The sequence below is a fragment of the Rhodococcus sp. MurmanLake-1 genome, from assembly GCF_056945715.1.
Genome location: NZ_JBWZNF010000003.1, coordinates 193749 through 209587 on the forward strand (window position 1 = coordinate 193749; position 15839 = coordinate 209587).

12 protein-coding genes are annotated in these 15839 nt (G+C 62.5%); 4 read left to right on the top strand and 8 right to left on the bottom strand.

Translation table 11 applies throughout. The annotated features are described in order from the left end of the window. Positions 1-99: 99 nt before the first annotated feature. Positions 100-1134, bottom strand: a complete 1035-nt coding sequence (locus tag AC2ETI_RS10925; RefSeq protein ID WP_020906369.1) for an ABC transporter substrate-binding protein — start codon at positions 1132-1134, stop codon at positions 100-102. 250 nt (positions 1135-1384) lie between these two features. Here AC2ETI_RS10925 and AC2ETI_RS10930 point away from each other — a divergent pair, with 250 nt between their 5' ends. Next, positions 1385-2317, top strand: coding sequence for a tyrosine-protein phosphatase (locus AC2ETI_RS10930; protein ID WP_030534668.1), 933 nt, complete (start codon positions 1385-1387; stop codon positions 2315-2317). 96 nt (positions 2318-2413) lie between these two features. On the opposite strand, the gene AC2ETI_RS10935 is transcribed toward AC2ETI_RS10930, so the two are convergent. From AC2ETI_RS10935 to fepB, 3 genes are all read right to left on the bottom strand, one after another. Next, the gene (locus AC2ETI_RS10935; RefSeq protein WP_019747064.1) at positions 2414-3076 is read right to left on the bottom strand and encodes a response regulator transcription factor; all 663 of its coding nucleotides are present in this window, start codon (positions 3074-3076) and stop codon (positions 2414-2416) included. Continuing rightward, complete coding sequence (locus tag AC2ETI_RS10940; protein WP_223257921.1) at positions 3073-4386, bottom strand: sensor histidine kinase; 1314 nt, start codon at positions 4384-4386, stop codon at positions 3073-3075. Before AC2ETI_RS10940 ends, AC2ETI_RS10935 begins: the two co-directional genes overlap by 4 nt. 111 nt (positions 4387-4497) lie before the next feature. Beyond that, positions 4498-5493: a Fe2+-enterobactin ABC transporter substrate-binding protein gene (fepB, locus tag AC2ETI_RS10945; RefSeq protein ID WP_047889107.1), complete on the bottom strand. Its 996-nt coding sequence runs from the start codon at positions 5491-5493 to the stop codon at positions 4498-4500. Positions 5494-5559: 66 nt separating this feature from the next. Between fepB and fes the strand changes: the two genes are divergently transcribed. Beyond that, entirely contained in the window at positions 5560-6795 is a 1236-nt protein-coding gene (gene fes, locus AC2ETI_RS10950; protein WP_080909059.1) for an enterochelin esterase, read from the top strand. A gap of 15 nt (positions 6796-6810) precedes the next feature. Here the strand turns inward: fes and AC2ETI_RS10955 are convergent, their stop codons facing one another. From AC2ETI_RS10955 to AC2ETI_RS10970, 4 genes are all read right to left on the bottom strand, one after another. Beyond that, a complete protein-coding gene (locus AC2ETI_RS10955; RefSeq protein WP_019747060.1) occupies positions 6811-7224 on the bottom strand; it encodes an HIT family protein in 414 nt (137 codons plus the stop codon). 66 nt (positions 7225-7290) lie between these two features. Next, positions 7291-8712, bottom strand: coding sequence for an adenylosuccinate lyase (purB, locus tag AC2ETI_RS10960; RefSeq protein WP_019747059.1), 1422 nt, complete (start codon positions 8710-8712; stop codon positions 7291-7293). Between the two features lie 91 nt (positions 8713-8803). Next, a complete protein-coding gene (locus AC2ETI_RS10965; RefSeq protein WP_483633899.1) occupies positions 8804-9412 on the bottom strand; it encodes a TetR/AcrR family transcriptional regulator in 609 nt (202 codons plus the stop codon). A 64-nt stretch (positions 9413-9476) separates the two neighbouring features. Then, positions 9477-10592, bottom strand: a complete 1116-nt coding sequence (locus AC2ETI_RS10970) for a pyridoxal phosphate-dependent aminotransferase (RefSeq protein ID WP_179154745.1) — start codon at positions 10590-10592, stop codon at positions 9477-9479. A 207-nt stretch (positions 10593-10799) separates the two neighbouring features. Between AC2ETI_RS10970 and AC2ETI_RS10975 the strand changes: the two genes are divergently transcribed. Beyond that, on the top strand, positions 10800-12410 hold the full coding sequence (locus AC2ETI_RS10975; RefSeq protein ID WP_020968549.1) for an ABC transporter substrate-binding protein: 1611 nt from the start codon (positions 10800-10802) through the stop codon (positions 12408-12410). A gap of 54 nt (positions 12411-12464) precedes the next feature. Then, entirely contained in the window at positions 12465-15833 is a 3369-nt protein-coding gene (locus tag AC2ETI_RS10980) for a serine hydrolase (protein ID WP_483633900.1), read from the top strand. Positions 15834-15839: the final 6 nt, after the last annotated feature.

Below are 15839 nucleotides of genomic sequence, written 5' to 3' on the forward strand. Positions count from 1 at the left end.
TGAGCGTCCTCGCCGTTCGGAGAGCTGTCCGCCCTGCTCATCCGGATATGCAGGTGGCCCCTCGCCAGCAGGCGAGAGGCCACCGTCACAGTCGATGAACTACTGGTTTGCGGGCAGCTTCGACAGGCCCTCGTCGATCGAATCCAGCGTCAGAAGAGCCGTCTGATAGGTCGCGGCCAACGAATGCTGGACCTGGACGACGTTGCCGGCCTTCACTGCGGGCAATTCCTTCCACAGCTCGGAATTGACCAGCTCCTGCAACTGCGGAGACATCGAGCCATCGGCGTTGAGGCCGTAGACGATCACGTCGACATTTCCGAGATTTTCGCCGATCTTCTCGATGGATACCTGTTCGACGTGGATGTCGGCGGGGTCTGCGGGGGTGCCGGGGAACTGCAGTCCGAGTCCGTCGAAGAGATTGGTCGTGTACGAAGACGCGTACTCGCGTGAGAAGGTGCCGGCCTCGGGCTTGCAGACGTTGCACACGCCGCCGAAGGTCAACGAGCCGAGCTTGTCCTTGTACTTCGCGGCCAGTTCGGCGGTTTTGGCGTCGTAGTCGTCCTTGAACTCGCCGTAGGTGTCGGAGACATTCGCGGCATCGGCGAACTGCTCGCCCAGCACTCGCCAATCAGCAGGAACCGTCGGTCCCAGGAAGACGACGGGAGCGGCCGCCTTGAGCTGCGCCATGTCCAGCTGGCTTTCGACACGAGCGGGAACACCCATGATGATCAGATCGGGCTCGGCAGCGACGATTCCCTCGTAGTTGAGCTGGGAGACGTTGCCGTCGGGCGCGACCTTCGGCAGAGCTTCGTAAGCGGCCTTGGTCTTGTCGTCCATGTTGCCGAGTTCACGGGTCCACTCACATACTGCTGCCAGGTTCGCTCCCGCCTGAATCAGCGGCAGAACTGCGTATCCGCAGGCCACGATCCGCTGCGGGTCGCTCGGGATCTCGATGGATCCGTTCTGTGCCTCGAAGACACGGGTCTGCGAGCTCGCGGCTGTCGTCGACGATTCGGACGACGCCTCCTCGGAGTTGCTGCAGCCGGCGACGCCGACCGCCAGCGCAGCTGCTGCGCCGATCACCACTGCGCGGCGAAACCACGACAGACCTTGAACCCGCATGTTGAACTCCATCTGAACGCACCGGACTGCTCCGGAATTGATTTGGTGAGGCTAACCAATATCAGGGCACTGGACCTTTACACAAACACAGGTCTCGAGGAATGAACTGCGCCTCCCGAGTCACTCACGCTCACAGCAGCACGCCTCCCACTGAGAGGGAGCAAAGCAAGATTCCTCTCGAATCGGACACGTGAACTCGCTACCTTGCCTTCGCGATACCTCATCGACCAGCCACTCTCTCCGCTCGACGAAGGGTTCACACATGTCCCGATCCACGCGCACGTGCTCGCTACGGTCTGCCGCGGCCATTGCGTTGACCAGCAGCTTTCTCATCACCGGTTTCGGCGCCTCGATCGCGCACGCCGAACCTGCCCCCTCGGCTCCACAGTTCGGCTCACTGGATTTCGGATCCAGCAACTTCGGCAGTGCCGAGCAAACCCCAGATGCTCCGCGGCTGACCGGGATCGACAATTTCCGCGACGTCGCAGGCACCGGCGCCGGATACTCGGGAACTCTCGGTCTGCCCGTGAACAAGGGAGTCTTCTACCGCGCGAACGCGATCACGCCCAAGGGCGATGACATGAGCATTCTCGAAAAGCTGGGACTGACAAAGGTTTACGATCTGCGCACGGAACCCGAGATCGCCAGCAAGCCGGATGTCCTGCCCGACGGGGTTGCGTACGAGAACATTCCGATCCTGTCCGGGAACATCGCCGAGATGGTCGCGAAGATCAAGTCCCCCGAGGACTCACGATCGATGATGCAGGACATGAACCGCGCCTTCGTCACCGGAGCGACGGAGCGAGCCGGGTTCGCACAGTTGCTCACGGGCCTCGCGGAAACCGAAGGCGCACAGGTCTTCCATTGCACTGCAGGTAAAGACCGCACCGGCTGGACGTCGTTTCTGCTGCTGAGCATCGCCGGTGTCGACCGCTCAGTGATCATGAATGACTACTTGCTGACCAACGAATACACAGCCGAAGGCATGAAGGCCACGCGTGCGGGTATCGCGGCGAGCCTGGGCGAACAGATGGCCGTCAACATGGAGCCCCTGTTGGGTGTCGAGGCAAGCTATCTCGATGCCGGCCTCGCCCAGTTGGACCTGACCTACGGGTCGGTCGATCGTTACCTGACCGAGGGCTTGGGTCTGAGTCCGGCGACCGTCATGACGCTCAAAGCCAAACTGCTGGGCTGAGCGATCCAGCTGCCCCGGGTTCGACGAGGGGTCGAACCCGGGCACGTGGAATTTCTCTGCCCGTGCCGTGCCGGATGCGCCGCAGCGTCACGTGCGTCAGCGCGATACGGCGATCACGTTGTTTCGGTACGCCCAGATGACGATCTGCACACGGGTGCGCACCTGCAGCTTCTTGCAGATGTTGCTGATGTGCGACTTCACCGTGCTCTGCTCGAGGCTGAGGGAATCTGCGATGTCGTTGTTTCCCAAGCCTTGTGACAGCAACTGCACCACATCCATTTCACGCGCGCTGAGACCGTGATCCGATCCGGAGCGCGCCGTGGACATCGGTGCCGGTTTGCGCCTCGCGAACTCCACGATCAGTCTCGACGTCAATCTCGGAGAGAGCACCGAACCACCCTCGGCCACGGTCAGCACTGCCGACGAGAGCTCCTCTGGATCGGCGTCTTTGAGCAGGAACCCTGCGGCGCCACTGTCGAGCGCCTCGAAAACGTACTCGTCGAGATCGAACGTGGTGATCACGACGACGCGGGTCGCCGGAAACTCGGCAAGGACCTCCCTGGTCGCGGTCAACCCGTCACCGTGAGGCATTCGGATATCCATCAGTACGACGTCCGGACGCAGTGCACGCACCTGCTCGTACGCCTCGACTCCCGTCTTGGCATGCCCGACGACGCGAATCTCGGGGTGACCGGAGAGAAACAGTTCGAACCCCTGCCGTACCACCTGCTGGTCGTCTGCAATAAGGACATCGATCATGCGTTGATCCTCCCGTTCACCGGCACCAGTGCCTGCACAGCCCACTCACCTTCCGAATTCGGTCCGGCGTCCAGTTGACCACCCATGAGCGTCGCGCGTTCGCGCATTCCCACAATTCCGAGGTTTTGCCCGTCGGAGGACGGACGAGCATTCCCGAGCGTATTGATCACCCGGACTCTCACCGCACCGGCTTCTCGGCTCAGACATACCTTGGACTCGCTACCCGGCGCATGGCGAAGGACGTTCGACAACGCCTCCTGGACGATGCGGTAGCACGTCAACTGGACTCCACTGTCCAGGTCGTCGAAGCGGCCGACCTTCTCGAGCGAGATCGACGAGATGGTGCGCCTGCAGTCGTCCACCAACTCGTCGATGTCGGAGACCATGGGCGTCGGGAAATCGGGGTCTTCCTCACCCAGACGGAGGATCCCCACGATCTGCCGCAAGCTGTTGAGGGCCCGCTGCCCCTGCTCGATGACGCCGCCCAGGAGGGCTTGCGCTTGTTCGGGATTGCTCGAGAAGAACTTGTCGGCGGCACGGGCCTGGATGATCATGCCGGTCATGTGGTGAGCCGCGACGTCGTGCAACTCACGTGCCATGTCCTGCCGTTCGGCGACAACGGCATTCGCGATCTTGCGTTCGCGGTCCCGGTGCAGATCCGCTACCGCCTGACTGTTCTCCATTGCTTGCTTTCGCAGACGCGCGACTATCTTTCCCATGGCGGCGACGACCAGAAAACTCGTGACGGTGTTTGCCGCCGGCTCGAGGAACAGGTGGGGCAACTCCCCCACCTGAACCTCTGCGACCGTCAGCCCGTCCCGCTCGGTGAGATACATCGCCAAGATCACGTCCATCGCCATTCCGAGGACCAGCAGTCCGACCAGACGCATGCCGCTCACCCGGATGGACACTGCCATGATCGCGAACCAGAAAAGCGGCGTGGCCCCCAGCGATCGACTGCCGAGGAAGAGCATCAATCCGCCGGATCCCGCCAACGTCAGGAGGTAGTACGCGATCGGGTACCGCCGGCGCGCACACGCCACAACGGTCAACACCGTCAGGAAACCCATGATGCCGACGACGGTTCCCGGATCGCTCAGCACTCGATTGCTCGTCTCGGGTTCAGTCTTGAGACTGGCGAGACCGAACACCCACGGCACACTCAGCAGGCCGACGATCACGGCCGCCGTGGCCGGGTTGTTCAGGTTGAAACGTCCCCACCCTCGCGATGCCAGGGCTTGCCCCGAGACATTCTGACCAGCCGAGTCGAACATCCACTCCCCATTCCGCATCCGATGATTGACGTTCATGGTGGCATGCGCGCACCACTTGGTCCCACATTCGACGAACGTGAAGGGAATGTTCGATTCTCGACTACAACCAAAGGACTAGTTCGGGGTGAAAGCACTAGTACTTATGGATCAGCCGAACTGCTCGACCAACCGGTTCACCATGTTGGTTGCGCTGTAGTAGTCGAGACGGAAGGTATCGAGCCCCACGGCATAGACATGGTGATCACGAATTGCCGGATGCTGCGCCAACAGGGGAAGTGCCTCGACCGCTTTCACCGCACCGTCGTCGGCGCTGACCAGGATCAGGGTGTTGCCCGCGATACCGTCGTAGAGGTTCTCGGCCGAGACCTGAATGATGTCCTTGCGCTTACCCATGGATTCACTGCTCTTCGCAGACTCGGGAATGTCGGCGACCGTGAAACCCATCGCCGTGAGCAACTTCGCCTGCCCGGACTCGTGCGTCCAGATATTGGCGCCGCTGCCGTCCTCGTAGTAGACGAGCGCGGTGGTCGGCTGCGGGGGAAGTGTGATCTCGGCCTTCGCTGCCTCTACTGCGCTGTCGAATTTCGCGACCGTGGCCGCTGCGTTGTCTTCGAGACCTGTCGCTTCACCCAGCACGGCGGCCACTTCCTGCCAACTACTTCCGCCGTAGTCCACCACTATTGTCGGAGCGATGGCCGTGAACTGTTCGTACAGATCGACGACGGAGTCACCTCCAGTCGCCGAGACGACGATGAGGTCCGGGTTCTGGGCCAGAACGGATTCTGCGTTCGCGCCGCCCATCGGCAGCACTGCGAGTCCACGTTCTCGAGCTATGTCGCCCCACTGTGTGAACAACCCCTGCGCATCCGATACGTCGGTATTCGGTCCCGTCGATGCGGTAGCCACCACCGGAGCATCGATCGACAACAGTGTGCCCGTCAGCGTCACACTGGTCGAGACGATCCTCTCCGGCTTCGACGTGATCTCCACCGGCCCCTTCGACGTTTCCACCGTGCGGGGCCAATTACCCTGCGATGCAGCCGAATCAGCACCGGAATCGGCATCCGCAGAACTACATCCGGCGAGAGCGAACCCTGCCACCAAGACTGCGGAGAGCACCTTCAAGGCGCGCGATTTTTTCATTGTGACGCCCACTGGCGGACCACTCCTCGAATTCAAAAGCCCATGAAATTAGGTTAGGCTGTGCTCATGCTAACTCAGGCGGTGACAGAATTGTCCGCTTCCCTCGCGGCCTCGCCCGACATCGACACCTTCTGGAACCGGATAGTGCAACAAGGCACGCCGATCATCGAAAGTGTTGACACACATACAGTTCGAGTAACTTTCCTCTGGCGACAGCCCGAGGAGACGGAAGTCGAGCGCGTCTACCTCGACGCAAACTCGTTGACCGACCATCACGCGGAACAACTCAGCGTGATGCAACGGATCGGCGAGAGTCCGGTGTGGTTCTACGCCGCCGAAGTCTCGAACACCTGGCGCAGCAGTTACAGCATCATCCCGGCGCCGAAGTCCGTAGTCGACGAATTCGATTATCCGGGAGCAGGCAAGGAAGACACGACCCGCCGCACCCGCTGGTTGGGGTTGCTCGAACACCGAATTGCCGACCCACTCAATCCGCTTTCCGCAGGCGTGGACACAAGGCGTTCCGTCGCTGAGATGCCCTCGGCGCCGGTCCAGTTCGGTTGGGATGCTCCAGTTTTCAGGAAGTCGATACAGCTCACCTGGGCCAGTTCGACGTTGGACGTCGAGCGGCCGGTGTGGATCTACGAGACCGTGGACGACGGATTGACACCGCTCGAAGAACGGCCGCTCGTGATACTTCTCGACGGGCGCCACTGGGCCGAGGTCATGCCAGCAGGTGCCGCCTTCGATCGTGCAGTCCAGACCGGCAAACTGAAGTCCTGCGTTTTGCTGGCCATTGATTCCGTTGACAATCAACGTCGTTCGAAGGAATTGCCGTGCAACCGGGACTACTGGAGCGCAGTCGTCGACGAACTACTTCCACAGGTGCGCGCCGTCGCACCCTTCTCGTCTGATCGAACGCGAACGGTGGTGTCAGGGCAGAGTTTCGGCGGCCTGGCCTCGATGTTCGCAGCACTCGAATTCCCCGAACACTTCGCGCTGGTCGCCAGCGGGTCCGGTTCATTCTGGTGGCCGACAGGCTTGAAGCGCGGCGAGGACGGTCCGCCGGGTGGAGACATCGCCGCACGCATCGAGCGCGATGGCGTGCCGGACGGTTTACGCGTTGTCCTCGAAGTAGGTAGGCACGAGTCCGACATGGTCGGGCACAGCGCAGCGGTCGCACAGGCGTTGAAGGCTGCCGGAGCGCAAGTGTCGTATCGGATCTTCGACGGCGGCCACGACTGGTTGTGCTGGCGCAGTGTCCTTCTGGACTCCGTTGTCGAACTGATCGGCAGTCCCTGAAAGTGGCCGGTGCCGCTAGTTCAGTGCACCGCGAATGACGGCAGCCGTGCTGTCGAGAATTGCCCGATTGGGCGTGCGAGGTAGCGCACGCAGGCCGAAGCCGTCGCCGCGATTTCGCGGAATGACGTGCAGATGAACATGGAAGACTTCCTGCCCCGCAACAGCTCCGTCAGAGAGATGCAGATTCACTCCGTCGACGGGGAGAGGTCCGGTACGCATCGCTGCGGCGATCTTCTGTGCGACGGAAAAGATCCTGGCACCGTCGTCGGAATCGAGCGTGGACAATCCACTGGCGTGGCGCTTCGGCACGACCAGGAGATGGCCGGATGTGAACGGCCGAATATCCATGAAGGCAAGGACATTCGCGTCGTCGTAGACGACGCTGGCCTCGGCCTCACCGGCGATGATGGAACAGAAGATGCAGTTCATGCTCTTCGACCCTGTGCGCCTTTTCGGTAGTGGTGACTACCGAAAAGGCGCACGGGGGCGTAGCCCTTACAGAATCGGCGACGGCGCATACGCCGCAGCTTCGGGGTTGGCGTCGACAAGCTTCTGCACCTCGGCGACAACGGCGTCGACCTGAGCAGACGCGGCGCCGACAAAGGCCGCCTTGTCGGCCAGTGCCTCGTCGAGTGCGGCGCGGTCGAGCGGCAAACGGTCGTCGGCGGCAAGGCGATCGAGCAGGTCGGGCTCCTTGCCTTCCTCACGCATCGCCAGCGCGACTGCGACGGCGTTCTCCTTGATCGCCTCGTGAGCGGTCTCGCGTCCGACGCCCGCGCGCACCGCTGCCATGAGAACGCGGGTCGTGGCGAGGAACGGCAGGTAGCGCGTCAGTTCCTTCTCGATGACGGCCGGGTACGCGCCCATCTCGATCAGCACGGTCAGGAAGGTCTCGAACATGCCGTCGATCGCGAAGAACGCGTCCGGGAGAGCGACGCGACGCACGACGGAGCAGAAGACGTCGCCTTCGTTCCACTGTGCACCCGCAAGCTCGGCTGCCATGGAGCCGTAGCCGCGCAGGATCACCTGAAGTCCGTTGACTCGCTCGCACGAGCGGGTGTTCATCTTGTGCGGCATCGCCGAGCTGCCGACCTGGCCGGGCTGGAAGCCTTCGGTGACCAGCTCATGGCCGGCCATCAGGCGGATCGTGTGTGCAAACGACGACGGGCCCGCGCCGACCTGGACGAGCGCGGAGATGACGTCGTGGTCGAGGGAACGCGGGTACACCTGGCCGACGCTGGTCAGTACGTGGGCGAATCCGAGGTGCTCCGCGACCTTCGCTTCGAGCTGCTCGAGCTTGGCCGCATCGCCGTCGAGGAGGTCGAGCATGTCCTGAGCGGTACCCATCGGGCCCTTGATCCCACGCAGCGGGTAGCGGTCGATCAGCTGACGCAGACGTGTCAGTGCAACGAGAAGCTCGTCGGCCGCGGAAGCGAAACGCTTGCCCAAGGTGGTGGCCTGAGCTGCGACGTTGTGCGAGCGGCCGGCCATCACGATGGACGAGTACTCGGCAGCGCGCTCACCCAGACGGGCGGCGACGGCGATACCGTGGTTGTAGACGTGTTCGAGAGAACGCACGATCTGCAGCTGCTCGACGTTCTCGGTGAGGTCACGGCTGGTCATGCCCTTGTGGACCTGCTCGTGTCCGGCGAGTGCATTGAATTCCTCGATGCGTGCCTTCACGTCGTGGCGGGTGACCCGCTCGCGGTCCGCGATGGACGCCAGGTCGACGTTGTCGATGACGCGCTCGTAGTCGTCGATGGCGTCGGCCGGAATGTCGATGCCCAGCTCTGCCTGCGCACGCAACACCGCCACCCACAATTGGCGCTCGAGCACGATCTTGTACTCGGGAGACCACAGAGCAACAAGCTCCGGGCTGGCGTATCGGTTGGCAAGGACATTCGGGATGCGGCTCACGAGGCCTCAGTCTAACGGTGGCCGAGCAGTGCTGTTACCCCCGAGCTAGAGCAGCTGTCACCCCCGAGCTAGAGCAGCTGTCACCCCCGAGCTAGACGACCGGCGGCGCCATCACGTCGATCGATTCCAAGAGCATTCCTCTGGCCAACCCGCGTGGGTCTGGGTCGTACTCCCCGAGCGCCGTGATCATCGCGCCGTCGACCATCGCGACAAGACGGCGCAATTGCCCCTCGGGAGCCGTTCGGCCCGAGCGTCGAAGCGCATCGGTCAACAGCTCGTCGAGCTGGGCGCGTAGGCGCAACTGCACGTCACGAAGCGCGGGATGACGGGCACATGCCACAAATCGTTCGTAGCGCGAGATCAATCGTTCGCGGCTCTCCGGCCGCTTCTCTTCGTCTCCGAGCAGCAGCTCGACCAAAAGTTCGACGGTTGATTCCGCGCCCCGCCGACGTTGGGTCACCGCAGCCACTCTGGCGCGCATCGCTTCCATGTCGGCGTTGCCGTTGAGCTCGACGGCACACGCGATCAGATCGTCGAGTGAGTCGAAGTAATAGGTCGTCGAAGCCAGAGGAAGGTCGGCCCTGGTTGCCACCGCTCGGTGACGAACGGCGTCGAACCCGCCCTCCAGCAAAAGTTCAGCAGCGGACGCCACCAGTGCTTGGCGACGTCGTTCACCCTTGGGCGTAGCTGCAGAAGACACCACGACATCGTGCCAGCAGAGGGCACCTCCGCATGGCGAAACAGCTCGAAGACCCTGCTGTTTGTTACCCGAGCCACTTCTCGAGGCGGGTCAGCGCCTCCTGAATGTCGGCTGTCGCGCCCGCGAACGAAAGTCTGACCATCCGGTTTCCGTGGACGGTGTCGAAATCGATTCCGGGTGCCAACGCGACCCCGGTATCTGTCAGCAACCGGGCACACCACGCGGTGGCGCCCTCGTCGCCACACAGATGGCCGATATCCGCGTAGACGTAGAACGCACCGTCGGCGGGAGCCAGCTCGGTGATGCCCAGTTTCGGCAACCCGGTCAACAGCAGTTCACGATTGACGGCGTACCGCTGAACGTGCCCGTCCAACTCGACCTTCGCCTCGTCCGAGAACGCCTCGATGGCGGCGTACTGAGAGATCGCGGGCGGACACACCGTCATGTTCGACGCGAGTCGCTGCAGCGGGCGCCGCAAGTACGTCGGCACCAACATCCACCCGAGCCGCCAACCCGTCATCGAGAAGTACTTGGACACCGAGCCGATCACAACGGATTCGCGTGAGGTCTCCCAGGCGCTCGACGTGTGCTGATCGCCGTATCCGATGCCGTGGTAGATCTCGTCCGAGATCAGAAGGGTGCCGTGCTGCTCGCACCACGTCGCCAACGCAGCGAGCTCCTCGGGCGAGATCACCGTGCCCGTCGGATTTGCCGGGCTGGCAACGATCAGACCGGCAGGCGGCGACGGCAAGGCCTCGAGCATGTCCACCGTCGGCTGGTATCGGGTTGCCGGCCCGCAGTCGAGTTCGACGACGTTGCAGCCGAGAGCGGCAAGGGTGTTGCGGTAGGCGGGATATCCGGGGCGAGCGACCACCACGGTGTCGCCCTCGTCGAACGCGGCCAGGAAAAGCAAGGTGAACGCCCCGGACGAACCTGTCGTCACCACCACGTCTTCGGCGTCGACGGCTATTCCCGATCGCTCGCTGTGGTAGCGCGCAATAGCTTCGCGTAGCGGCAGGATCCCGAAAGTCTCGGTATACCCGAGTAGTTCGGTGCCGAGGATCTCGCGCGTCGCACGTAGCACCGGTGCCGGCGCGGGGGTCGACGGTTGACCGGCAGCCAACGTCAGGACGTCACCGTGCGTCCGCTGACGTTCGGTCGCGGCCTTCCATACATCCATGACATGGAAGGTCTGGATATCTGATCGACGAGATTCTGAGCGCACACCCCGACGGTAGCCGAACCACACTTCCGTGAGAAACGACGACCATCCATTGTGACGATCCGACAGATTCAGGTGCTCAGCATGAGTCGATTCAACGAGACCTGGGCCACGTCCCTCGCGCAGCATTGATCAACGACATCCTTCGATCAAAAGGTGCATCAGATGAAAGCTCGCTCAGTGCCCACCGCGGCTCTGGTCACGATCGGCGTTCTCACGGTTGCCTCGTGCGGAAGCACCTCTGATCCTGGCGGCGGGACCTCCGGGGACTACGCCAAGGACGGGAGTTTCACGACGATCGTGAACACCGACCCCGGCAACCTTCATCCCCTGATCACCAACCTGACTGCCACGCAGGCAATCAACAGCTATACCAACGACTCGTTGTTGGCCATCGACCCCAAAACCCGTGCAGCGGGCTCGTATCTGGCCGAAAAATGGAGCGAGAACGGAACTTCGCTGAACTTCACCCTCAAAAAAGGGATCACGTGTGAAGACGGCACGACGTTCACTGCCCAGACAGCCGCGAACAACATCAACTGGGTCGTCGACAAGACGAACGGCTCGCCGTGGCTGGGAGCGTCGGTACCCGAAACTGCAGTAGCAACCGCCGATGGCGACGAGCTCACGATCAAGACGGCGGAACCTGCGCCCTTCCTGCTCGAGCGCATCGGTGCTCTCAAACTGGCATGCCAGGCAGCACTCGACGACCCCGCCAGTGTTCGCGGCAGCAGCAACGGAACCGGCCTGTTCAAGATCACCGAAGTAGTGGCAAACGATCACGTGACGCTCGAACGCCGCGACGGATACAACTGGGGACCGAACGGCGAAACCACATCGGACACCCTCGGAGTGCCCAAGGCCGTCACGATCAAGATCGTGACCGACGCGGCGACGACGGCGAACCTGGTCCTCACCGGAACGGTGAACGCAGCACCGGTGGCCGGTGCGGATATCGAACGTGTGGAAGCGTCCGGCCTGGAATCGATGACGTCGAACACCTTGAGCGGGCAGTTCATCTTCAACCACAATGCTGCTCTTCCCACCAAGGACGAAGCGGTGCGCAGCGCGCTCGTGCAGGCAATCGATCTCGACGACTACACGGACATCAACACCGGTGGCAAGGGTTCGCGCGCTACGGCATTGGCCGTTGTCGATCCGCGGGCATGTGACTACGACAGTGTCACCGGTGTAGTTCCGAAGTTCGACATGGCCGCGGCGAAGAAGACCCTCGCCGACGCCGGCTGGAAGCCCGGATCCGACGGCGTTCTGACCAAGGACGGTCAATCGCTGCAATTGACGGTCATCTTTGCCAACTACCGCGATACCACTTCTGCAGCAGCAGAATACGCGATGAAGCAGTGGCAGGAACTCGGCGCGAAGGTAGAGCTTCGCGGTGGTGACAACAATTTCATCATCTCCAATACGTTCGCGGCAAAGGACCTGACATCCTGGTCGATCTCGATCGGTCTGACCGTCCAGAGTGACACTCCCAGCATCTTCGTTCCGTACTTCTCCGGCCCGACCCCTCCGGCGGGCGTCAACTTCGCATCGATCGACAATCCCGAGTACACCGAACTGGCTGCGAAGGCCTCGGTTCTGCCCGGGCAGGAATCCTGCTCGGTGTGGAAGGAAGCGGAACAGGCGCTGTTCACCTCTTCTGACGTCGTTCCGGTATCCACATCGCCGAACTTCATGTTCTTCAACGGTGCGACGTCCCTGTACGCGCCGATTGGTGGAACCCTGGCGGGCCCAGGCATCCGAGTTCTGAAATAAGCCGGAAGACAAAGCTTTACGTCTGCATCTATTTCTCCGATTCGAAGGATCTACATGACTGACCGTCCATTTGTTCTCGACGACCTCCACCGCGTGGTCACACCCACTGAAACCGCAATCTCGCCCGACGGCACCGTGGTCGTCTTCGTTCGCTCGGAAATTGTTGCCGGAAAGGCAACTACATCTCTCTGGGCAGTGTCCCGCGATTCCCAGGCTCGCCGCCTCACTGCGGGGCCCGCCGATTCGGCACCTCGGTTCTCTCCGGACGGAACTTCGATTGCCTTCCTCCGCAAGGTCGGCGACTCCGCGCAGCTGCACCTGATCCCGCTCGCCGGCGGCGAGGCCGAAACCCTCACCACAGCAGCATCACTCCCCCTCGGTGCCGGCGCACCGGTCTGGAGCCCGGACGGAAATGCCATTGCATTCGCCGCTGTGATCTCACGTTCGGACTCCACCGATCCGAATGCGCCCATCGTCACCGACCGACTCGGATACAAGGTGGACGGCGCCGGTTGGCTCGGCACCTTCCGTCGCCACCTGCACACCGTCGATCTGGAGACGAAGGCAGTACGACGCCTCACCGACGGTGATTGGAATGCGGACGTACCGTCCTGGTCGCCCGACGGCACGGCTCTTGCCTTCACCGCGAATCTCGAACCGGACAGCGATCTGAACCTCACGTTCAGCGCTTACCGAATCCTCGTCGACGATCTGTCAGTTCCGCCGCAGCGACTCGGTCACGCCACCGGGGTGCAGGGCTCCACACTGTGGCACCCGCAAGGAGATTCGGTCGTCGCCATCGGCACCCCCGAGGTCCGTGTCGGAACTGCCGACCTGATCCGTCTGTCCGTCCCCGGCCCAACTGAGACACCGGTCGACGTCACCCTCACAGCTCATCTCGATCGCAACGTGATGCCCGGCGCGCCCGGTTACCCCGGTGGCACACCGGCACTGTCGAATACTCGCGACGAAATCGTGTTCTGCCTCCGCGATCGCGGATGGACGCATCTGTATGCAGCCGACATCGAAACCGGAACCTCTCGCTCCCTCGTCGCCAATCCCAACGAGGTCGTCTCGGCGCTCTCCGTTGCCCGTGACGCCCGCGTCGCCTCCGTCATCGTCACCACACAGCAGTCCTTCGGCGAGGTCGCACTCGTCGATCTCGACAGCGGCGCTGTCACCACGCTGACAAAATTCACCGCAGAAGCACTCCCCGAGGTGACCCTGTTTGCCGCCGAGGAGCGCGAATTCACCATCTCCGACGGCCGTACCGTGCATGGTTGGTTGCTGTCCGCTCCCGAAACTGATGGCGCTGCACCTCTTCTGCTCGACATTCACGGCGGACCGCACAACGCGTGGACCGGCGTTGCCGATACCTATCACCCCGCCCACCAGGTTCTCGCAGCGCAGGGCTGGCGCATCCTGACCCTCAATCCACGTGGATCGGACGGGTACGGCGCAGACTTCATGTATGCCGTCAACGGCGCCTGGGGTACCTCGGACCAAGCCGACTTCCTCGAGCCGATCGACGCACTTGTCGCCGAGGGACTTGTCGACGGGGACCGCCTGGCGATCACCGGGTACAGCTACGGCGGATACAGCACCTGCCACCTCACCTCGCAGACCGATCGCTTTGCCGCGGCGGTGGCCGGTGGGCTGATCTGCGATTTCAACGCCATGGCCGGAGTCTGCGATTTCGGTCCGCACCTCGCGTCGCTCGCCACCGGCACCACTGTTCCCGAGAACTCCGCGGGGCTCCTGGCAGCCTCACCGCTCGCCGCCGTGAAGAACGTGGTGACCCCGACGCTGATCCTGCACGGAAAGTCGGACGAGCGGTGCCCGCTGGGTCAGGCCGAGGCCTGGTTCGCCGCACTTCGCCAGCAGCATGTACCCACCCGACTGGTGGCGTATCCCGGTGCAAGCCACGGGTTCCTCGTCAACGGCTCGATCTCGCACCGAATCGACTACAGCACACGGCTCATCGAGTGGGTCAAGCGATACACCTCCGCGAAGCTGCCCAAGACCGGCCTGGCCAACGCATCTGCCGGCGCCGACGCATGGAAGCGCTCACTGGACGTACTGTGTGAGCGTTACGGCGTCACCGGTGCTCAATTCGGTATTCTCACACTCGATTCCAGCGGCAAGGAAATCACCCGTACGACGGTGGCTTCCGGCGTGATCAATGCAGACACCGGGGTCGAGGTATCCACCGACTCCCTGTTCCAGATCGGATCCATCACCAAGGTATGGACCGCGATGCTGGTCATGCAGCTGGTCGACGAAGGCTTGCTCGACCTGGACGCGACCGTCCGGTCGATCCTGCCCGACTTCGCACTGCAGGACGAGGAAACAGCCGCCCGCATCACGGTTCGCGCACTTCTGAACCATCGCAACGGAATCGACGGTGACCTCTTCATCGACAAGGGTCGCGGAGACGACGTCGTCGAACGCTACGTCGAGGGCCTGCGTGACTTCCGTCAGGTTCATCCACTCGAGGACGGCTTCGCGTACTCGAATTCCGCGTACGTCCTTGCAGCTCGTATCGTCGAGGTTCTTCGCGGCGGTATCTGGGACGACATCCTCAAGGAGCGGATCATCGATCCACTCGGCCTCGCGCACACACTCACGTTGACCGGAGATACTCCGAGATACTCTGTGGCAGCGGGCCATACAGGGAACTCCGTCGTGATGCCCGTCTGGCCGATCACGCGCTCGATGGGGCCGGCCGGCTGCATCACTGCCAGCATCGGAGATCTGCTCACGTTCGCGGAACTCGGCCTTCTCGAAGGTCAGAGCGTCGACGGTGTGCGGATCGTGTCGGAAAAATCAGCCGCAGCGATGCGTACACCCGAAATCGATATCAGCGAACTGTTCCCGGACAAGTCGGGCTGGGGTCTGGGTTGGTTCCACGAAACCTGTTCGGGCGAAGAAATTTTCGGCCACGACGGCAGCACCATCGGGCAGCACGCATATCTGCGCATCTTCCCCCGCCACAATGTCGCGATCGCGCTGCTGACCAGCGGCGGCAAAGCAGACGGCCTCTATCGTGATCTCTTCACCGAAGCCGCGGCCGCATTGGTCGGACTCGAACCTCCGCAAGCCCTCGCCCCGAACCCCGCGAGCGTGGAGTCTATTCCGGATTCGGTTCTGGGTAAGTACAGCTCGGGCGGAATAGCAATCGAGTTCCGTCGTGGAGAGTCCGCTGACGAGGCTGTGATCACCGTCATCGGTGACGTCATCCCGAATCCCGAGGAAGACGAAACAGCTCCGAAGAAGCCTGCAGCGGTGGCCACTCTCGTACCGTCGCAGATCCCGGGGACCTGGACCACCCGTCAACCCGGGGCTGCCGGTTGGACGACGGTACGGCCGCACCGCGACGGCGTGTACGTCGGATTCCGCTTCCTACCACGGGTTAACGCGTGACGACGA